Origin of the sequence: Cupriavidus alkaliphilus (assembly GCF_014191175.1) — a bacterium.
GTDB lineage: Bacteria > Pseudomonadota > Gammaproteobacteria > Burkholderiales > Burkholderiaceae > Cupriavidus > Cupriavidus alkaliphilus.
On record NZ_JACHWE010000001.1, the window covers coordinates 606,488 to 626,541 of the forward strand.

Annotated in this window: 13 protein-coding genes; 4 read left to right on the plus strand and 9 right to left on the minus strand. The window is 68.2% G+C overall.

What is annotated here, in order from left to right; translation table 11 throughout:
* Positions 1 to 2 precede the first annotated feature (2 nt).
* Both galU and FHX60_RS02945 read right to left on the minus strand, forming a co-directional pair.
* A complete protein-coding gene (gene galU, locus FHX60_RS02940; protein WP_112774519.1) occupies positions 3 to 893 on the minus strand; it encodes a UTP--glucose-1-phosphate uridylyltransferase GalU in 891 nt (296 codons plus the stop codon).
* A gap of 138 nt (positions 894 to 1,031) precedes the next feature.
* Positions 1,032 to 3,899 (minus strand): valine--tRNA ligase, encoded by a 2,868-nt coding sequence (locus FHX60_RS02945; RefSeq protein WP_183282511.1) that lies wholly within the window; start codon positions 3,897 to 3,899, stop codon positions 1,032 to 1,034.
* A 276-nt stretch (positions 3,900 to 4,175) separates the two neighbouring features.
* Here FHX60_RS02945 and FHX60_RS02950 point away from each other — a divergent pair, with 276 nt between their 5' ends.
* On the plus strand, positions 4,176 to 6,524 hold the full coding sequence (locus tag FHX60_RS02950; protein ID WP_116600635.1) for a UvrD-helicase domain-containing protein: 2,349 nt from the start codon (positions 4,176 to 4,178) through the stop codon (positions 6,522 to 6,524).
* Between the two features lie 34 nt (positions 6,525 to 6,558).
* On the opposite strand, the gene FHX60_RS02955 is transcribed toward FHX60_RS02950, so the two are convergent.
* From FHX60_RS02955 to sauS, 3 genes are all read right to left on the minus strand, one after another.
* A complete protein-coding gene (locus tag FHX60_RS02955; protein ID WP_183282512.1) occupies positions 6,559 to 7,851 on the minus strand; it encodes an MFS transporter in 1,293 nt (430 codons plus the stop codon).
* Between the two features lie 226 nt (positions 7,852 to 8,077).
* Positions 8,078 to 9,607 (minus strand): acyl--CoA ligase, encoded by a 1,530-nt coding sequence (locus tag FHX60_RS02960; RefSeq protein ID WP_183282513.1) that lies wholly within the window; start codon positions 9,605 to 9,607, stop codon positions 8,078 to 8,080.
* Positions 9,604 to 11,049 carry an acylating sulfoacetaldehyde dehydrogenase gene (sauS, locus tag FHX60_RS02965; protein WP_183282514.1) on the minus strand — a complete coding sequence of 482 codons (1,446 nt, stop codon included), beginning with the start codon at positions 11,047 to 11,049 and terminating at the stop codon, positions 9,604 to 9,606. Before sauS ends, FHX60_RS02960 begins: the two co-directional genes overlap by 4 nt.
* 189 nt (positions 11,050 to 11,238) lie before the next feature.
* Here sauS and FHX60_RS02970 point away from each other — a divergent pair, with 189 nt between their 5' ends.
* Positions 11,239 to 11,997: an IclR family transcriptional regulator gene (locus FHX60_RS02970; protein ID WP_112774525.1), complete on the plus strand. Its 759-nt coding sequence runs from the start codon at positions 11,239 to 11,241 to the stop codon at positions 11,995 to 11,997.
* A 73-nt stretch (positions 11,998 to 12,070) separates the two neighbouring features.
* Here the strand turns inward: FHX60_RS02970 and FHX60_RS02975 are convergent, their stop codons facing one another.
* The 4 genes from FHX60_RS02975 to FHX60_RS02990 form a co-directional block, all read right to left on the minus strand.
* Positions 12,071 to 12,877, minus strand: coding sequence for a BPSS1780 family membrane protein (locus FHX60_RS02975; protein ID WP_092307039.1), 807 nt, complete (start codon positions 12,875 to 12,877; stop codon positions 12,071 to 12,073).
* 5 nt (positions 12,878 to 12,882) lie between these two features.
* Entirely contained in the window at positions 12,883 to 13,887 is a 1,005-nt protein-coding gene (locus FHX60_RS02980; protein WP_183282515.1) for a homoserine kinase, read from the minus strand.
* Positions 13,888 to 14,016: 129 nt separating this feature from the next.
* On the minus strand, positions 14,017 to 14,451 hold the full coding sequence (locus FHX60_RS02985; RefSeq protein WP_062802232.1) for a hypothetical protein: 435 nt from the start codon (positions 14,449 to 14,451) through the stop codon (positions 14,017 to 14,019).
* Between the two features lie 228 nt (positions 14,452 to 14,679).
* A complete protein-coding gene (locus FHX60_RS02990; RefSeq protein ID WP_012353484.1) occupies positions 14,680 to 15,627 on the minus strand; it encodes an LOG family protein in 948 nt (315 codons plus the stop codon).
* Positions 15,628 to 15,631: 4 nt separating this feature from the next.
* Here FHX60_RS02990 and polA point away from each other — a divergent pair, with 4 nt between their 5' ends.
* Together polA and FHX60_RS03000 are read left to right on the plus strand one after the other, a co-directional pair.
* A complete protein-coding gene (polA, locus tag FHX60_RS02995) occupies positions 15,632 to 18,451 on the plus strand; it encodes a DNA polymerase I (protein WP_183282516.1) in 2,820 nt (939 codons plus the stop codon).
* A gap of 168 nt (positions 18,452 to 18,619) precedes the next feature.
* Complete coding sequence (locus tag FHX60_RS03000) at positions 18,620 to 19,945, plus strand: NAD(P)/FAD-dependent oxidoreductase (RefSeq protein ID WP_112774528.1); 1,326 nt, start codon at positions 18,620 to 18,622, stop codon at positions 19,943 to 19,945.
* Positions 19,946 to 20,054 lie beyond the last annotated feature (109 nt).

Consider the following 20,054-nt stretch of genomic DNA (forward strand, 5'->3'; position numbering starts at 1 on the left):
GCTCAGCGGCCCAGGCCGTTCAGGTGCTCGCGCGATTCCAGGTAGGCGCTGAAATCGGTGCCCACTTCGGGGTGCTTCAGCGCGAACTCGACGGTCGCCTTGAGGTAGCCCAGCTTGCTGCCGCAGTCATAGCGGCGGCCCTGGTAGCGGTAGGCCAGCACCTGTTCCTGGCCCAGCAGCGACTGGATCGCGTCGGTCAGCTGCAGCTCGCCGCCGGCGCCGGGCTTGAGCTCGCGCAGGTGGTCGAAGATGCGCGGCGTCAGGATATAGCGCCCGACCACGCCGAGGTTGGAGGGGGCGTCTTCCGGCGCCGGCTTCTCGATGATGCCCGAGACCTTGATCACGTCGTCGTCCCATTCGCGGCCATCGATCACGCCGTAGGAGCGGCTCTGCTCGGGCGTGATTTCCTCGACGCCCAGCACCGAGCAGTTGTAGTGGTTGAAGGCATCCACCATCTGCTTCATCACCGGCGGGTTGCCGTCGATCAGGTCATCGGCCAGCATCACCGCGAACGGGGTGTCGCCCACCAGCTTGGCCGCGCACAGCACCGCGTGGCCCAAGCCCAGCGCCTCGGGCTGGCGCACGTAGTAGCACTCGACGTTGGCCGGCTTGATCGAGCGCACCACGTCCAGCAGCGCCTGCTTGTTCTTGGCTTCGAGCTCGACTTCCAGTTCGAAGGCCTTGTCGAAATGGTCCTCGATCGCGCGTTTGGAGCGGCCCGTGACGAAGATCATCTCGGTAATGCCGGCGGCCATGGCTTCTTCCACGGCGTACTGGATCAGCGGCTTGTCCACCACCGGAAGCATTTCCTTGGGGCTGGCCTTGGTGGCTGGCAGGAAGCGGGTGCCCAGGCCCGCAACCGGGAACACAGCCTTGGTGACGCGATTTTCCATATCAGGTGTACCTCTCAGATTCCAGTCCATAACCCTGCCAGCCAGCGTGGGCGCCGTCTGTCCGGTTCTGTCCGACGATGCCGCACAGAACCCCCGGCCGGCAGGGGCGTGATGCAGGCCGCCTGACTGACCCTCGGGTCAGGCCGGCAGCCGCTGCAGCTGGCCCTGCAGCTTGGCCAGCGTCTGCTCGAAATCGGACAGGCGCTGCGTCTCTTGCGCCACCACCGCGGGCGGTGCCTTGGCGACAAAGCTCTCGTTCGACAGCTTGGCGCGGCACTTGCCGATTTCGCCACCGATGCGTTCGACTTCCTTCGACAGGCGCGCGCGCTCGGCGGCGACATCGATCTCGATCTTCAGCAGCAGGTGGTTGCCCCCGGCAATGGCGACCGGCGCACCGGCGCCCTCCGCTTGCAGGGTGGCTTCATCTTCGAAGACGCGCACTTCCGAAAGTTTCGCGAGGGCCTGGATATGTGCGCTGGCCGCCCTCAGGAAGGCGCTGTCGCCCTGCGCATACAGCGGGATGCGCTGGGCGGGCGAGATGTTCATTTCGCCGCGCAGATTCCGGCACGCGTCGATCACTTCCTTCAGGCGAGCGACCCACTGCTCGGCATTCTCGTCGATCTTGGCGACGGCGGGCAGCGGATACGGCTGCAATGCGATGGTTTCCGCACCATCGCCGCTGGCGCGCCCGGCCAGCGGGGCCACTTTCTGCCACAGTTCCTCGGTGATGAACGGGATCACCGGATGCGCCAGGCGCAGCACGGTCTCGAGCACGCGCAGCAGCGTGCGGCGGGTGGCGCGCTGCTGTGCCTCGGTGCCGTTCTGGATCTGCACCTTGGCCAGTTCCAGGTACCAGTCGCAGTACTCGTCCCAGACGAACTTGTAGATGGCGTTGGCGATATTGTCGAAGCGGTATTCGGCGAAGCCCTTTTCGACCTCGGCCTCCACGCGCTGCAGCAGCGACACGATCCAGCGGTCGGCCTGCGAGAAATCGAGGTAGCCGTCCGGGCCGCAGTCGTTATTGCACGGCCCCATGCCGCAGTCATGGCCCTCGGTGTTCATCAGCACGAAGCGGGTGGCGTTCCACAGCTTGTTGCAGAAGTTGCGGTAGCCCTCGCAGCGGCCGGTATCGAAGTTGATGTTGCGTCCGAGCGTGGCCAGCGAGGCAAAGGTGAAGCGCAGCGCGTCGGCGCCAAAGGCCGGGATGCCCTCGGGGAATTCCTTCTTGGTCTTCTTCTCGATCTTGGGCGCGTCCTTGGGCCGGCGCAGGCCGGTGGTGCGCTTCTTCAGCAGCGTGTCGAGGTCGATGCCGTCGATCAGGTCAACCGGGTCGAGCGTGTTGCCCTCGGACTTGCTCATCTTCTTGCCTTCCGAATCGCGCACCAGGCCGTGCACGTAGACGGTGTGGAAGGGGACCTTGCCGGTGAAGTGCTTGGTCATCATGACCATGCGCGCCACCCAGAAGAAGATGATGTCGTAGCCGGTGACCAGCACCGACGACGGCAGGAAGTGCTTCAGTTCAGGCGTTTCTTCAGGCCAGCCCAGCGAGGAGAAGGGCACCAGCGCCGACGAGAACCAGGTGTCGAGCACGTCTTCCTCGCGGCGCAGCGTGCCGGTGCTGCCGGCGGCCTTCGCCTTGGCGAGCGCTTCCTCTTCGGTGCGGCCGACGAAGCAGTTGCCGGCATCGTCGTACCATGCCGGGATCTGGTGGCCCCACCACAGCTGGCGCGAGATGCACCAGTCCTGGATATTGCCCAGCCACTGGTTGTAGGTGCTGATCCAGTTCTCCGGCACCAGCTTGATCTCGCCGCTCTGCACGGCCTCGAGCGCGACCTCGGCGATCGAGCGGCCCGGGTAGAAAGTGCCTTCCGGCGCCGGCTTGCTCATGGCGACGAACCACTGGTCGGTCAGCATCGGCTCGATCGCGCTGCCGGTGCGCTCGCTGCGCGGGGTCATCAGCTTGTGCTTCTTGACGTCTTCCAGCAGGCCCTGCTTGTCGAGGTCGTCGACGATGGCCTTGCGCGCGTCGAAGCGGTCCAGGCCGGCATAGGCGGCGGGCGCGTCGGCGACGATCTTCGCGTCCAGCGTCAGGATCGACAGCTGCGGCAGGTTGTGGCGCTGGCCGACGGCGTAGTCGTTGAAGTCGTGGCCCGGGGTCACCTTGACCACGCCGGTGCCGAACTCGCGGTCGACGTACTCGTCGGCGATCACCGGGATCTGGCGGCCGGTCAGCGGCAGGTGCACCGACTTGCCGATCAGGTGCGCGTAGCGCTCGTCTTCCGGATGCACCATCACGGCGACGTCGCCGAGCATGGTTTCCGGACGCGTGGTGGCCACGGTCAGGTGGGTCAGGCCGCCCTTGGCGTCAGCCTCGACCAGCGGATAGCGGATATGCCACAGCGAGCCTTCTTCCTCGACGCTGTCGACTTCCAGGTCCGACACCGCGGTGCCCAGCACCGGGTCCCAGTTGACCAGGCGCTTGCCGCGGTAGATCAGGCCCTGCTCGTACAGGCGCACGAACACTTCAGTCACCGCCTTCGACATCTCCGGCGACATGGTGAAGTACTCGCGGCTCCAGTCGATCGACGCGCCCATGCGCCGCACCTGGCGGGTGATGGTCGAGCCCGACTCTTCCTTCCAGGCCCACACCTTCTCGGTGAACTTCTCGCGGCCGAGGTCATGGCGCGACACGCCCTGGCCCTCGAGCTGGCGCTCCACCACGATCTGGGTGGCGATGCCGGCGTGGTCGGTGCCCGGCACCCACAGCGTATTGGCGCCCAGCATGCGCGCGTGGCGTGCCAGGCCATCCATGATGGTCTGGTTGAAGGCATGGCCCATGTGCAGCGTGCCGGTCACATTGGGCGGCGGCAGCTGGATCGCGAAGTCCGGGCGGGCGGGATCGAAGGTCGGCTTGGCGATGCCGCGCTTCTCCCACTCGGGGCCCCATTTCGCCTCGATGGCGGCGGGTTCGAAGCTCTTGGCAAGCGATTGGTCTTGGGCGGTCATGCTGGGATGTCGAGGTTGGCGTCTGGGTGCGTGGCAGGTGCGGTGCCCTGCGCCTGGCGGTCGCTGGCGGGCTGCGAGGGCCCGGCCTGGCGCCAGTGAAACCACAAATTATACGGGGGCGGGCGCCTGGTGCCTATTTCGTGGCCGGAGCCGGCCGGCGCGCGGCTTGGGCCCGGCTTGTGCGCGGCTTGTGCGCGCCTCCCGGCGCCAGGCCGGATGTGATTTATGGAACAGGGCCCCCCGGTATAATTGCGGCGACTCCACTAGGCCTTTCCGATGTCCGACCTGCTCGCCAACCTGAACGCCGAACAACTTGCCGCCGTCACCCTGCCCGACGAACCGGCGCTGATCCTGGCGGGCGCGGGCAGCGGCAAGACCCGCGTGCTGACCACGCGCATTGCCTGGCTGATCCAGAACGGCCATGTCTCGCCGGCGGGCATCCTGGCGGTGACCTTTACCAACAAGGCCGCCAAGGAGATGCAGACGCGGCTGTCGTCGATGCTGCCGATCAACACCCGCGGCATGTGGATCGGCACCTTCCATGGCCTGTGCAACCGCATGCTGCGCGCGCATTTCCGCGACGCCGGACTGCCCCAGACCTTTGCCATCCTGGACAGCCAGGACCAGCTGTCGGCACTGAAGCGGCTGCTCAAGTCGCTCAACGTCGACGACGAGAAATACCCGGCCAAGAACCTGCAGTACTTCATCAACAACGCCAAGGAGCAGGGCCTGCGCCCGGCCGACGTCGAGGCCAACGACGATTTCAACAAGCGCTTCGTCGACCTCTACGCCGCCTACGACATGCAGTGCCAGCGCGAGGGCGTGGTCGACTTCGCCGAGCTGCTGCTGCGCTGCTACGAGCTGCTGCGCTATAACGACGCCATCCGCCAGCACTACCAGCACCGTTTCCGCCACGTGCTGGTCGACGAGTTCCAGGACACCAACGTGCTGCAGTACCAGTGGCTCAAGCTGCTGGCCGGCCACGGCACGCAAAACCCGGCCGCGGTCTTTGCCGTGGGCGACGACGACCAGAGCATCTACGCCTTCCGCGGCGCCAATGTCGGCAACATGCGCGACTTCGAGCATGAGTTCCGCGTGCGCCGGATGATCAAGCTGGAGCAGAACTACCGCTCGCACGGGCATATCCTGGATTCGGCCAACCACCTGATCTCGCACAACGCGCGCCGCCTCGGCAAGAACCTGCGCACCGATGCCGGCCACGGCGAGCCGGTGCGGGTGTTCCAGGGCGGCTCGGACGGCCAGGAAGCCGCCTGGATCATCGAGGAGATCCGCGACCAGATCGCGCAGGGCGCCAGCCGCGCCGAGATCGCGATCCTGTACCGCAGCAACGCGCAGTCGCGCGTGATCGAGCATGCGCTGTTCTCGGCCGGCATCCCGTATCGCGTTTATGGCGGCCTGCGCTTCTTCGAGCGCGCCGAAATCAAGCACGCGCTGGCGTATATGCAGTTGCTGGAGAACCCGCGCAACGACGCCGCCTTCGGCCGCGTGGTCAACTTCCCGGCGCGCGGCATCGGCGCGCGCTCGCTGGAGGTGCTGCAGGACATGGCGCGCCAGTATGACTGCGCGCTGGCCGAGGCCGTGGCCTACGTGCCCGGCGCGGCCGGCAGCAAGCTGGCCACGTTCGCGCGGCTGATCGACAAGATGCGCGAGGACACGCGCCGCATGACGCTGGCCGAGACCGTCGAGTACGTGATCAACCACAGTGGCCTGATCACGCATTACCAGGGCGAGAAAGAGGGCCAGGACCGCATCGAGAACTTGCAGGAACTGGTGACCGCGGCGCAGGCCTTCGTGGTCGAGGAGGGCTACGGCCTGGAAGCGCTGGCCGCGGTGATCCCTGCCGACCGCGGCCCCGCCACGCCGGTGCTGGCCAACGGCGACCAGTCGCAGCAGCTGCTCGACCCCGAGGCGCTGCCGGTGGTGATGACGCCGCTGGTCGCGTTCCTGACCCACGCTTCGCTCGAGGCCGGCGACAATCAGGCCCAGGCCGGCCAGGACGCGGTGCAGATGATGACCGTGCACGCGGCCAAGGGGCTGGAGTTCGACGTGGTCTTCATCAGCGGGCTGGAGGAAGGGCTGTTCCCGCACGAGAACAGCATGATGGACCCCGACGGGCTGGAGGAAGAGCGCCGGCTGATGTACGTGGCGATCACGCGCGCGCGCAAGCGGCTCTACATGTCGTTCGCGCAAAGCCGCATGCTGCACGGCCAGACCCGCTACCACGTGCGCTCGCGCTTCTTCGAGGAACTGCCCGAGGCCTCGCTCAAATGGCTGACCCCGCCGGCACAGAGCTACGGCGGCGTGCGCCGCCAGGAGCGCGACAACGCCTGGGGCCGCGACTGGTTCCGCAAGCCCGAGGACGTGCCCTATACCGGCACCAAGCCCACCGGCGGCATGGACAACGGCAACGGCTATGCCGACGCCAGGCGCGAGGCCGGCACCGGCTTCCGCGTCGGCCAGTCGGTGTTCCACAACAAGTTCGGCGAAGGCGTGATCACCGCGCTGGAAGGCGAGGGCGCCGATGCGCGCGCCAATATCAACTTCAAGCGGCATGGCGCCAAGTGGCTGGCGCTGGCGGTGGCAAAGCTGGACGCGATCGACTGAAAGGCGCCGGCAGTGCCGGCGCCTTTCACGGCGCTCAGGACAGCGCGTGCCGCACTTCTCCGGCCTTGGGCTCGGGGCTGTCCACGGTCAGCAGCGGATTGATAAACAGCGACGCCACCGCGCCGACGCCCAGCAACGCGCCCGAGATCATGAACGGCAGGTCATAGCTGCCGGTACGCTCGATCAGGTAGCCGAACACCACCGGCGACACCATGCCGGCCAGCCCGAAGCCGGTGTTCATCATGCCGCCCGCGGTGCCGGCGTACTTGCCGGCGATATCCAGCGGCAGGCTCCACAGCACGGCGTTGGTCAGCTCCAGGAAGAAGAACGACAGCGACAGCAGGATCACCGCGTTGATGGCATCGGCGGTGAAGGTCATCGGCGCGATAAACATCAGCGAGCCGGCCAGCCCGACGAACAGGATCGCGCCGCGTGCCAGGCGCAGGTTGCCGGTGCGCCGGTAGAGGCGGTCCGACAGCACGCCGCCGAGGGTATCGCCGACCACGCCTGCCATCAATGGCAGCGCGGTGAACAGCGCCAGCTGCTTCAGGTCGAAGCCGCGCGCTTCCTTCAGGTACGACGGCAGCCACGTCAGGTAGACCCACAGCGACCAGCCGTAGCAGAAGTCGACGAAGGTCACCAGCCACATGCGCCGGAACAGCCGCCGCCACGGCGTGGGCGCCCTGGCCGCCTGCAGCGAATCGCCGCGCCGGTAGCCGATCTCCTGCAGTTCTTCCGGCGTGACGCGCTTGTGCTGGTCGGGCGAGTCCTTGAACATCATCGCGTACAGCACGGTCCAGCCCAGGCTCACCACGCCGAGCACGACGAAGGCCTCGCGCCATCCCGCCGCGGCGACGATGGCCAGCACGATCGGCGGCGTGATGGCACCACCCAGCCGCGCGAAGCTGTGCGTGATGCCCTGCGCGAAGCCGCGCTCGGCCACCGGCATCCAGTAGGTGAAGGCGCGGGTCGCGGTCGGGAACGCGCCGCCTTCGCCGACGCCCAGCGCGAAGCGCAGCACCACCAGCATCAGCACGCTGCCGGCGAAGCCGGTCAGCACCGTGGCCACGCCCCAGATCAGCGACAGCACGATCAACACCTTCTTGGGCCCGAACTTGTCGGACATCCAGCCGCCCAGGATCTGCATGGCGGCATAGGGATAGGCAAAGGCCGAGAACACCAGCCCGAGTTGCGATGACGTCAGCCCCATCTCTTCGCGGATCAGCGGGGCGGCGACCGAGATGTTGACGCGGTCGATATAGGCGATGAAATACATCAGGCACATGACGCCTAGGATCATGTGACGGGTCTTGATGCGTTGCTTCATAACCACCTCCTATGCGCGGCGGGCGCGCGTGGTGTTGACGGGGCGGCGGCGCATGGTCCATTGCCATGCGCTTGCGGCTCGTCAGGGGCACGCCAGGCGCAAGTCCTGGCCGCGCTGCCCCGTCCTTGAGCAAACAGCTGTGTGTCTCTGTGTGTGTCTCCGGATGTGTGTTGGCGGTGAGCGGGCTCCTTGGCGAGGGTCTTGGGGGAAGGAAAGGGGCGTCAGTTCAGGCAGGGTCCAGCAGCTTGAGCCGCTGCACCTTGCCGGAGGGCCCGCGCGGCAATTCCGCGATGAAGCGGAATTCCCTGGGCGTCTTGTAGCGGCCCAGCTCGCGCAGGCAGTGCGCGCGCAGCGCTGCGTCATCGCAGGCTACGGCCTCGCGCCTGACGATGAAGGCGACGATCTCCTGCCCGTAGGCCGGGTCGGGCACGCCCACCGCCGCCGCTTCGAGCACGCCCGGATGGCGCAGCAGCGCTTCGTCGATCTCGCGCGGCGCGATGTTCTCGCCGCCCTTGATGATCAGTTCCTTGGCGCGGCCGGTGATGTAGAAATAGCCCTGCGCATCGCGGTAGCCGAGGTCGCCGGTGCGCAGCCAGCCGTCAGGCGTAAAGGCTTCGCGCGTGACCTCGGGCGCCTTGTAGTAGCCCGCCATCACGCTTTCGCCTTGCAGCACGATCTCGCCGATCTCGCCGTCGGGCAGCGGTTGCCCGTCGCGGCCCAGCACCCGGGCTTGCGTGCCGGACGGGCGGCCGATGCTGCCGATGCGCCGCTGCTGCGGATCCAGCGGATTGCTGAACGCCGGCGCCGCGGTCTCGGTCATGCCCATGGTCTCGATCACGCCGATGCCGAAGCGCTGCTCGAACGCGCGATGGTGCTCGGGCGGCAATGCGGCAGAGGCGGAACGGCAGAAGCGCACGCCGCCCGGCGCGCGGCCGTCGGGATCGTTGAGCAGGTAGGCGATGATGGTCGGCACCACGTTGAGCCAGGTGCAGCCATGGCGGGCAATGTCGTGCCAGAACGCGCTGGCCGAGAAGCGCATCGGCATCACTACCGAGCCGCCGTGCACCAGCGGCGCGATCGCGGTCACCACCAGCCCGTTGATGTGGTACAGCGGCAGCGTGGCCAGCACGCGATCCCCGGCGCCGAGCGCATGCTCGCGGCTGACGCTGGCGCCGTTGGCCACCAGGTTGCGGTGGGTCAGCAGCACGCCCTTGGGCGTGCCCGTGGTGCCGGAGGTGTACATCAGCAGCGCCGGGTGGTGGGGCTGCGGTGGCGGAAGGGGAGCTGCGCCGGGCTGTCTTGCCGGCAGCGCGGGCAGCGCGGTGTGGTCCGGCGCGGTGACCACTACCGGCACCTCCACGCCGGCGTCGGCCAGCGCCGAGCGGATCGCGGCTTCGCCTTCGGGCGAGGTGAAAACGAGCCGCGTGTCGGCGTGCCCGAGGATGTAGCGCAGTTGCGCGGGCTGGCACAGCAGGTTGATAGGATTGGCCACCAGCCCGCACGCCATGGTGCCGAGCAGCAGCCGCGCGGTCTGCTCGCCGTTGGGCAGGTACACCGACACCGTCTGGCCGCTGGCGAGGCCGGCCTCGGCGTAGCGGCGGCCGAGCGCAGCCGCGTCGGCAGCCAGGGCGCCGAAGCTGAGCGCGCGGCCGCTGTCGGGAGACAGCAGGTAGAGTTTGTCGGGGGCTTGCGCGGCACGGGCGGCCAGCAGCGTGGCCAGGGTGTCGAGCACCTCGGGGCGGATGCGCGCGTTCATTGGCCGACCCTCGCGAAGTAGTCGCCCAGCAGCTCGCGCTCGTCGGGCACGCGCTCGGCGATCGGTTCGGCGATGCGGGTGATGTTGAGGTATTGCCGCCAGCCGAGGTTGTCCGAGAAGTTGTTGCCGCCCCAGGTGCCGCAGCCCATCGACAGCGAGAACGGCAGGCCGTTGTCGAAATTGCCGCCGGTGGCGAAGCAGTGCGCCTGGTTCACGATCACGCGCGCCACCGGCAGTTCCTGCCCGAGTTGCAGCGCCTGCCGCGGATCGGCCGTATGCAGCCCGACCGAGTGGCCCGCGCCCATGTAGTCGTAGAGGCTCGCTACCCGCGCCACGGCGGCCGTGAAGTCGGCGGCGCGATAGAGCGTAAGCACCGGCGAGAGCTTTTCGCCGGAGAAGGGATAGTCGCCGCCGACGCCGGTCTCCGGCACCAGCAGCATGGTCGGCTGCAGCGCACGCACGCGCGCCAGGCCCGCCAGCTCGGCGATGCGCGGCGCGCTCTGGCCGGTCATGTCGCCGGCGAGCTTGCCGTGCCGCCACATCAGCGCCTGCAGCCGGGCTTTTTCCTCCGCCGTCAGCAGCACGCCGCCGACGGCGGCGAGTGCTTCCAGCATGGGCTGGTAGACCGCGTCGAGGATCACCAGGCTGTTCTCCGACGAGCAGCTGGTGGCGTTGTCGAAGGTCTTTGAGCGGACGATCTTCGCCGCCGCATCGGCCAGCGCCGCGCTGCCGTCGACGACGGCGGCAACGTTGCCGGCCCCGACGCCGAACGCTGGCGTGCCGCAGGTGTAGGCCATGCGCACGTTTGCCTGCGAGCCGGTGGCCACCACCAGGTCGGCCTGGCGCATCAGCTCGGCGGTCGATGCCTTCGACACCGGCGCGGGCAGCATCTGCACCAGGTCCGCGGGCAGGCCGGCGCGCGCGAACTCGGCGTGGATGAACGACAGCAGCAGCTCGCACGTGCCCTGTCCCTTGGGCGAGGGCGCCACCACCACGCTGTTGCCGCACTTGAGGGCGTTGATGATCTTGTTGGCCGGCGTCGCCCCGGGGTTGGTCGACGGCGTGATCGCGGCGACCACGCCGACCGGACGCGCGATCTCGGTGATGCCGGTGGCCGGGTCACGCGCGATCACGCCGACGGTCTTGCGACCGTGCAGGTCGCGCAGCAGGCCCAGGGTCTTGCGATGGTTCTTGCGGATCTTGTCGTCGACGTTGCCAAGGCCGGTGTCGGCCACGGCCCGCTCGGCCAGCCGGCGGTTGCGCGCGGGCTCCATGATGGCCCACGCGGCGGCGGCCGCGGCGGTGTCGACCGTGGCCTGGCCGGCACGCGCGAACGCGCGCTGCGCCTGCCGGGCGCGCGCCACGATCGCATCGACCTGGTCTTCCTGCGCGGGCACATCGGTGGAATGGGACTGCTGGCGCTGCAGTATCTGCACACTCATGGATCGGCTCCGGGATTGGGTCGCGGGGTTGGTGGGTAGGTCCGCCGCGGCGGCCCCGGATCGAATCTAGTGAACCCGGACAGGCATGCCGTCCCAATTTGTGCGCATTCGCGAGCACGGCTGCGGGCCGCAACCGGTAATGCGGTTTTCGGGACGCCAGGGCGTCCCGGAATCCGCTAAATTGCATCCATGAGCAATCACTCGAACGCCGCCGCGGTGCGCGCCTTCCGCATCCTGGAGATCCTGGCCGCTGCCGACGGGCCCATGCCGCTGTCGGCCATCGTGCAGGAGATCGGCCTGCCCAAGCAGACCGTGCATCGCATCCTCAAGCAGCTGGAAAGCACCTGGCTGGTATCGCGCACGGCGGGCAGCCCCGGCTATGAATGTTCGTCACGCGTGCGCCAGCTTGCCGTCAACGTGCTGATGCAGGCGGGGCCGGCCGCGGCGCGCCACGCGATCCTGCAGCAGCTGGTCGACAAGGTCGGCGAGACCTGCAACCTGACCATGCTGTCGGGCGACGACGTGGTCTACCTGGACCGGGTCGAAACGCAATGGCCGCTGCGCATGCACCTGCAGCCGGGCTCGCGCGTGCCGCTGCATTGCACCGCCAGCGGCAAGCTGTTGCTGGCGTTCCTGCCATGCGCGCAGCGCGAGCGTCTGGTGGCAAACCTGCCGCTGCGCGCGCATTCGGCTCGTACCATCACCGACGCTGCCGCACTGCACGCGGAACTGGCGCAGACGCGGCGCCGGCGCCTGGGCATCAACAACCAGGAAAACCTTGAGGGGATGATTGCGGTGGCGGTGCCGGTGATGCGCAACCGCAGCCGCGCCTGCGCGGCGATCGCGGTGCAGGCGCCGCTGGCGCGGATGACGATGGACCGGCTGATGGGATTCGTGCCCGACCTGCGCATGGCGGCGGACGCGATGGTGAAGACGTTCGGGGAGTAGTTGCGGGCGTGTTTGCCGCCGGTTTGCTCCCCTCTCCCGCGAGCGGGAGAGGGAGCGCACAATCGCTTGATTGTCAGGCGCCCGGCGTAGCCGGCGCTGCCGGCTCCACCCCCGGCGGGGTCACGTTGAAGCAGCCGCGGTAGGTCGCATAGAACGAGCAATACAGGATTGCCAGCATCAGCAGCGAATACGGCGTGACCAGGAACGACAGCACCGTCTCGGCGCCGAAGGCGCTGAACACGGCTTCCAGGAAGAACGGGATCGCCACCAGCAGCATCGCGAACAGCACCGCGTAGGTGAAGAACGCGCCGCGGTTGCGCCAGCACGCGGTCCAGCTGAAGAACAGCGCCTTGACCGGCGGCACGCCGTGCCACGCCGCCAGCAGCGGGGCGAACCAGAACATCATCGCGATCGGCGTGTACAGCAGCGCGCCGATCAGCATGGCGTAGTACAGCTGGCGCACCGCCTCGGCGGTCGGCGCCTCTTCCTTCAGCACGATCGGTACCAGCGCGCTCATGTCGACCACCGCGCCGGCGATCAGCCCAAGAATGAACACCAGCCCGGCATAGATGCCGCCCAGCACCAGCAGGTTGCGCGTGGCTTCCTTGCCGTTGGCGCGGAAGCCCGCCAGCAGCACGGTGGGCAGCACCCGCTTGTTCTGGATCACGTCGCGGCAGGCGGTCATCACGCCGACCGACAGGCCCGGGGTGACCACCAGCAGCGCGATGATGCCGATCAGCGGCACCACGATGGCCAGCTGCGCGGCAATCAGGTAGACGAACAGCAGCATCAGGAAGGTCAGCGGGTTCTTGCGGAACAGCCAGATGCCCTGGCGGAACCAGGTGTAGCCTTCCTTGGCAGGGACTTCCAGTAGTTGCATACGGGTCAGATCCAGGGGAGCGGGGCGCTCGCAGGGTTCGCGGGTTGTGCGTCCAGGCGGCGGCGCAGGATGCGTTCGAAATGGGTCGGATCGTGCGGCTGCAGCATGTCGGCCTCGCGCGGCAGGTAGAAGTCCCACAGTCGCGACACCCAGAAGCGCAGCGCACCCGCGCGCAGCATGTCCTGCCAGTGCGCGGCCTCGGTCTCGGTCAGCGGCCTGACCGCATGATAAGCCCGCAGCAGCGCCTGCGCGCGTGCGGGGTCGAGTTCGCCGGTGGCCAGGTCGATGCACCAGTCGTTGACGGTGACCGCGACGTCGAACAGCCACTTGTCCTGGCCGGCGAAGTAGAAATCGAAGAAGCCGCCCAGCCGGTGGCGGCCGCTGGCGTCTTCCTCGAACAGCGCGTTGTCGCGAAACAGGTCGCAGTGGCACGGGCCCTCGCCCAGGCTGGCGTACGCAGCGCTGGCGAAGAACGCCGCCTGGTGGGCGATTTCCCGCTGCAGCAGCGTGCGCTGGCCGGCATCGAGGAAGGGCAGGATCTCGCGCTCGGTCTGCTGCCACCACGGCAGGCTGCGCAGGTTGGGCTGGCGGCGCGGGTAATCGGCGCCGGCCAGGTGCATGCGCGCCAGCATGTCGCCGACTTCGGCGCAGTGCTGCGCGTCGGGCGCCAGCTGCGACGCGCCGGGCAGGCGCGTGACGATGGTGGCGGGCTTGCCCTTGAGCGGGCGCAGGATCTCGCCGTCGCGCGCCGGGATCGGCGCGGGCACGCGGATGCCGCGCCCGGCCAGGTGCGCCATCAGGTGCAGGTAATAGGGCAGCTGCGCGAACGACAGCCGCTCGAAGATGGTCAGCACGTATTGGCGCGTGTGGCCCTCGTGCTCCATGGTAAGGAAGAAATTGCTGTTCTCGATGCCCGAGGCGATGCCGCGCAGCTCGCGCACTTCGCCAAGGTCGAAATCCAGCAGCCAGCGTGCGATCTCGTCCTGCGAGACCGTGGTGAATACGGCCATACTCGTTGTGTGATGCGAATCGGAAAGCGGCGGGCGCCAGTTCCGGACAAAATCCGGGCCGCCGCCGCGGCATGACTGCCGGAGGGCCGGCGCGGCCTGGCGCTCAGGCCAGGCCGTGGGTAAGCGGGTTCAGAACTTCAGGTTGACCGAAGGCACCCGGTTGACGTCGTGCTCGCGGATCTTGGGCGAGCTGTCTTCCGGCTTGCTCATCTCGTACCTGGTGCCGAAGCCCGACCTGACCTGGATGTCGGTGGCGCGTCCCTTGTCGCGGTATTCGCGCACCTGGGTGCCATCGCGCTCGTTCAGCTGGAAGCTCGGCTCGCGCGGCTGGTTCAGCTGCGACCTGGCGGCCGGGGCGATCGGCTGGTTGTTGATCTGGTTCAGTTCCTGCTGGGTCAGCGCATTGCTTTCCTGCGCGACGGCCCAGCCGGACGCCAGCGCCAGTGCGGCGGCCACTGCCGCGGCCAGGCCGGACACGGGCCGCCTGGCAGGCGATTCAGGCTCGCCGGCCACGGCGGCGGCGCGCGTGGACCGGACCGGGCGGACGGGAGAAGGGGAGGTCATCAGGTGCTCCTGTGCGGGCTGCGGCGCAAGCGGCACGCAGCGCCGCGGCATGCGGCGGTTGGACTGCAACCCGGCGGCGCCGGGCTAGGCAGACGGACAGGTTCCATTCTAGCAATTCCTGTCCCGCGCAGGCCGCCGCCGTGCCCCGGGGGGCACCTGCGCCACCGGGCCGGGTGGCGCATGCGTGGCCGCGGCGCCCGGGCGAGTCCAAGACCCCGGGCTGTGGCCTTACAGGTAGAACATCTCTTCCTTCGGCGGGATCGGCTTGTCGCCGCCGCGCTGCTCGTAGTAGTCGTAGACCGCTTCCAGCACTTCGTGCGGCTCGTCGACGATCTTCATCAGGTCCAGGTCGTGCTCGGCGATCAGGCCCATCGGCAGCAGCGTGAAGCGGAACCAGTCCAGCAGGCCCTTCCAGAAGCGGCTGCCGAACATGATCACCGGCACCGAGCGCGACTTGCCGGTCTGCACCAGCGTCAGCACCTCGGCCAGTTCGTCGAGCGTGCCGAAGCCGCCCGGCATCACGATAAAGGCGTCGGAATTCTTAACGAAGGTGACCTTGCGGGTGAAGAAGTGGCGAAAGCGCATGGCAATGTCCTGGTACGGATTGCCCTGCTGCTCGTGCGGCAGTTCGATGTTCAGGCCGACGCTGGCGGACTTGCCCGCGTGCGCGCCCTTGTTGGCCGCTTCCATGATGCCGGGACCGCCGCCGGAGATCACGGCAAAGCCCGCGTCCGAGAACAGTCGCGCGATCTCGATGGTGCGCTGGTAGTAGGGGGAGTCCTCGCGCAGGCGCGCGCTGCCGTAGATCGACACCGCCGGGCGGATCTCGGACAGGTACTCGGTGGCCTCGATGAACTCTGCCATAATCGTGAACATTTGCCACGAGGCGCGCGCCTTCTTTGCGGTAGCGCGGTCTTCGTCGGCCAGCGCACGCAGGCTGGGGATCATCTTGCGCGGATTGGCGCGCGCCGCCGCCGCCGCAGCCTTTTCAGCAGCAACTTCAGGCGGATTGCCCGCGGCGGCGGCATCGGCCGCAGCGGCAATGGCCGCGGCGTGCTCGGAGGCAGCCTCCGGCGGCGGTTGTACGGTATCGCCGGAGATATCAGCAACATCCGGGTCAGCAAGGGGGGCGGTCGAGGCACCGCCTGCAGCGGCACCAGTCAATTTTGAGTCCATGGGAATGTCGGATAGTCCAAAAACACTCTTGCTCGTCGATGGATCGAGCTATCTGTATCGCGCTTATCACGCTTTGCCGGACCTGAGGAATGGGGAGGGTCTGCCCACAGGGGCAATCTACGGCATGATCAACATGCTGCGCAAGTTGCGCAACGACTACCCGGCAGAGTATAGCGCCTGCGTGTTCGACGCGAAGGGCAAGACCTTCCGCGACGACCTGTATCCGGCCTACAAGGAGCACCGCCCGTCGATGCCAGAGGACCTGGCGCGCCAGATCGAGCCGATCCACGAGGCCGTGCGCGCGCTGGGCTGGCCGATCGTTGTGGTCGACGGCGTCGAGGCCGACGACGTGATCGGCACATTGTCGCGCCAGGCCACGGAGCAGGGCGTGCGCACGGTGGTGTCCACCGGCGACAAGGACCTGGCACAGCTGGTCAACGAGCAGGTCACGCTGGTCAATACCATGAGCGGCGAAGTGCTCGATCCTCCCGGCGTGGTGGCCAAGTTCGGCGTGCCGCCGGAGCGCATCATCGACTATCTGTCGCTGATCGGCGATGCCGTCGACAACGTGCCGGGCGTGCCCAAGGTCGGCCCCAAGACCGCGGTCAAATGGCTGGCCGAGCATGGCTCGCTCGATGGCGTGATGGCGGCCGCGCCCGGCATCAAGGGCGTGGTCGGCGAGAACCTGCGCAACACGCTGGAATGGCTGCCGATGGCGCGCCGCCTGGTGACGGTCAAGACCGACTGCGACCTGAGCAAGTCGGTTGCCGATTTCCACGCGCTGCGCGAGACCGGCGAGGACAAGGAACAGCTGGTGGCGTTCTTCCAGCGCTATGGCTTCAAGACCTGGCTGCGCGAGGCCACCGGCGAAAGCCTGCCCGATGCGCGCGCCCAGGCCCGCGCCCGTGCCGCGGCCAGCGCGCCCGCGCAGGGCGGCCTGTTCGACGCGCCGGCGCCGTCGGCGGACGCCGGCGCGGCCCCGGCCGAGGACGCGGCGCCCACCGAGATCCGCTACGAGACCGTCACCACTGCGGGCATGCTGGAAGACTGGCTGCGGCGCATCGAGGCCGCGCCGCTGGTGGCGATCGATACCGAGACTACGTCGCTCGATCCGATGCAGGCGCAGCTGGTCGGCATCTCGCTGTCGGCGGCGCCGGGCGAGGCCTGCTATATCCCGGTGGCGCACCGCGGCCCTGACGTGGCCGGCCTGCCCGAGCACGGCCAGCTGGCGCGCGAGTTCGTGCTGGAACGCATGCGGGCCTGGCTGGAAGATGCCAGCCGCCCCAAGCTCGGCCAGAACCTGAAGTACGACGTCCATGTGTTCGCCAACCATGGCGTCAAGCTGCGCGGCATTGCACACGACACCATGCTGCAGAGCTACGTGCTGGCCTCGCACCGCAACCACGGCATGGACAGCCTGGCCGAGCGCCTGCTGAGCCTGAAGACCATCACCTATGAAGAGGTGTGCGGCAAGGGCGCGAGCCAGATCGGCTTCGACCAGATCGACCTGGCCCGCGCCACCGAATACGCCGCCGAGGACGCCGACGTGACCCTGCGCCTGCATCGCAGGATGTTCCCGCAGGTCGAGGCCGCGGCGGGGCTGCGCCGGGTCTATGAAGAGATCGAGATGCCGGTCTCGGTGGTGCTGCAGAAGGTCGAGCGCAACGGCGTGCTGATCGACGCCGAACGCCTGGCCGCGCAGAGCGCCGAGCTGGGCCAGCGCATGCTGGCGCTGGAGCAGTCGGCCTACGAGGCCGCGGGCCAGCCGTTCAACCTGGGGTCGCCCAAGCAGATCGGCGAGATCCTGTTCAACCAGATGAAGCTGCCGGTGGTGAAGAAGACCGCCAGCGGCGCGGCCTCGACCGACGAAGAGGTGCTGCAGAAGCTGGCCGAGGATTACCCGCTGCCCAAGCTGCTGCTGGATTACCGCGGCCTGTCCAAGCTCAAGTCCACCTACACCGACAAGCTGCCGAAGATGGTCAACCCGCAGACCGGGCGCGTGCACACCAGCTACGGCCAGGCCACCGCGGTGACCGGGCGGCTGGCGTCGACCGAGCCCAACCTGCAGAACATCCCGGTGCGCACCGAGGAAGGCCGCCGCATCCGCGAGGCCTTTATCGCCGAGCCGGGCAGCGTGATCGTGTCGGCCGACTATTCGCAGATCGAGCTGCGCATCATGGCCCATATCTCGGGCGACGAGAACCTGCTGCGTGCCTTTGCCAACGGCGAGGACATCCACCGCGCCACCGCCGCGGAGATCTTCGGCGTCGAGCGCGAGGCCGTCAGCAGCGAGCAGCGCCGCTACGCCAAGGTGATCAACTTCGGCCTGATCTACGGCATGAGCGCGTTCGGGCTGGCCAGCAACCTGGGCATCGAGCGCGAGGCCGCCAAGCACTACATCGACCGCTACTTCATGCGCTATCCGGGCGTGGCGCACTACATGGAAGAGACGCGCCAGACCGCGCGCGAGCAGGGCTATGTCGAGACCGTGTTCGGCCGGCGCCTGTGGCTGCCCGATATCAACGGCGGCAGCGGCCCGCGCCGCCAGGCCGCCGAGCGCGCCGCCATCAACGCGCCGATGCAGGGCACCGCGGCCGACCTGATCAAGCTGTCGATGATCGCAGTGCAGGACTGGCTGGAGCGCGACGGGTTGCAGACCCGCCAGATCATGCAGGTGCACGATGAACTGGTGCTGGAAGTGCCCGAGCACGAGCTGGAGCTGGTCAAGGCGCGCCTGCCTGAGCTGATGTGCACGGTGGCCGAGTTGCGCGTGCCGCTGGTGGCCGAAGTCGGCAGCGGCGCCAACTGGGAAGAAGCGCACTGACGCCTGCCCTGGCGAGCCGGCGTCCCGGCCGGCTCGCTGCCCCTGCGTGGTGGTATCGAATGAAGCGACTGCTGAGTCAGCGTGCGGCGCTTGCCAGCCATGCTGCAATGCAGCAGACTGTGGCAAACGCCTCAGGCAAAGCATTTATAAAAACGCAGCAGGTAGACCATGACAGAAACAAGGACGCACCGCATCGTCGTCGTCGGCGGCGGAGCAGGGGGGCTGGAACTGGTAACGAAGCTGGGCGACAAGCTCGGCCGCAAGGGCGCGGCGCAGGTGGTGCTGGTGGACCGCCTGCCCACCCATATCTGGAAGCCGCTGCTGCATGAAGTCGCCGCCGGCAGCATGGATCCCAACACCCACCAGCTGGAATACGCGGCGCAGGCGCGCTGGCATCATTTCGAGTTCCAGCAGGGCGAGCTGAACGGCATCGACCGCGCCCGCAAGACCATCTCTGTGTCGGCCTGCGTCGACCAGGACGGCGCCGAGCTGCTGCCCGCGCGCGAACTGCCGTATGACACGCTGGTGCTGGCGATCGGCTGCGTCACGCATTTCTTCGGCGTGCCGGGCGCCGCCGAGCACGCCATTGCGCTGGACACCGTGGCCCAGGCCGAACGCTTCCGCAAGCGGCTGATCGCAGCCTGCGTGCGTGCCCAGAACGGGCGCGGCCGCGTGGACGGGGACGGGCGGCCGCGCGTGGACGTGGCCATCATCGGCGCCGGCGCTACCGGCGTCGAGCTGTCGGCGGAGCTGCGCAACACCGCGCACGTGCTCAGCGCCTATGGCCTGCACCGGCTCGACCCGCGCCGCGACGTGCGCATCCACGTGATCGAGGCCGGTCCGCGCATCCTGCCGGCGCTGTCCGAGCGGGTCTCGGCCGAGACCGCCAAGCTGCTCAGGAAGCTGGATGTCGATGTCTTCACCAGCGAGCGCGTGACCGAAGTCACGCCGCAGGCCGTGCTGACCGCCAGCGGCAAGACCATCGACGCCGACCTGACGGTGTGGGCCGCCGGCATCACCGCGCCCGCGGTGCTGGCCAGCCTGGGCCTGCCGGTCAGCCGCCAGGGCCAGATCGTGGTCGGCCCGACGCTGCAGAGCGAGGGCGATCCGGACATCTTCGCCTTTGGCGATTGCGCCAGCTGCCCGTGGCCCGAGAAGCAGACCGCGGTGCCGCCGCGCGCGCAGGCCGCGCACCAGCAGGCCACCTTCCTCTACGAGGCGCTGTGCGCGCGGCTGGCGGGGCGGCCGCTGCCGCAATTTGCCTTCAAGGACTTCGGCTCGCTGGTGTCGCTCGGGCATTTCAGCGCGGTGGGCAGCCTGATGGGCGGGCTGATCGGCGGCTCGATGTTTATCGAAGGGCTGATGGCGCGCTTTATGTACACGTCGCTGTACCGGATGCACGTGATGGCGCTGCACGGCGCGGTCGGGATGGCGCTGGACACGGTCTCGCACTGGCTGCGCAGCAAGACCAGTCCGCGCGTCAAGCTGCACTGACGCATGGCCCGGGGCCCCCCGCTTGCGGGTGCGGGCGCCGGCGGGCCTGCGTCGCCATGTTTTCTCCATGTCTGCTTAAAATCGGGCGCGGGCGCCGCGTGGCGGCCCA

Bases quoted from the DNA above. Each gene is read 5' to 3' on its own strand.
- sauS (WP_183282514.1), bottom strand. From the start codon at position 11,049: ATGAGTGTGCAGATACTGCAGCGCCAGCAGTCCCATTCCACCGATGTG.
- FHX60_RS02990 (WP_012353484.1), bottom strand. From the start codon at position 15,627: ATGGACTCAAAATTGACTGGTGCCGCTGCAGGCGGTGCCTCGACCGCC.
- FHX60_RS02945 (WP_183282511.1), bottom strand. From the start codon at position 3,899: ATGACCGCCCAAGACCAATCGCTTGCCAAGAGCTTCGAACCCGCCGCC.
- FHX60_RS02985 (WP_062802232.1), bottom strand. From the start codon at position 14,451: ATGACCTCCCCTTCTCCCGTCCGCCCGGTCCGGTCCACGCGCGCCGCC.
- FHX60_RS02970 (WP_112774525.1), top strand. From the start codon at position 11,239: ATGAGCAATCACTCGAACGCCGCCGCGGTGCGCGCCTTCCGCATCCTG.
- FHX60_RS02950 (WP_116600635.1), top strand. From the start codon at position 4,176: ATGTCCGACCTGCTCGCCAACCTGAACGCCGAACAACTTGCCGCCGTC.
- FHX60_RS03000 (WP_112774528.1), top strand. From the start codon at position 18,620: ATGACAGAAACAAGGACGCACCGCATCGTCGTCGTCGGCGGCGGAGCA.
- FHX60_RS02980 (WP_183282515.1), bottom strand. From the start codon at position 13,887: ATGGCCGTATTCACCACGGTCTCGCAGGACGAGATCGCACGCTGGCTG.
- FHX60_RS02955 (WP_183282512.1), bottom strand. From the start codon at position 7,851: ATGAAGCAACGCATCAAGACCCGTCACATGATCCTAGGCGTCATGTGC.
- galU (WP_112774519.1), bottom strand. From the start codon at position 893: ATGGAAAATCGCGTCACCAAGGCTGTGTTCCCGGTTGCGGGCCTGGGC.
- polA (WP_183282516.1), top strand. From the start codon at position 15,632: ATGTCGGATAGTCCAAAAACACTCTTGCTCGTCGATGGATCGAGCTAT.
- FHX60_RS02975 (WP_092307039.1), bottom strand. From the start codon at position 12,877: ATGCAACTACTGGAAGTCCCTGCCAAGGAAGGCTACACCTGGTTCCGC.
- FHX60_RS02960 (WP_183282513.1), bottom strand. From the start codon at position 9,607: ATGAACGCGCGCATCCGCCCCGAGGTGCTCGACACCCTGGCCACGCTG.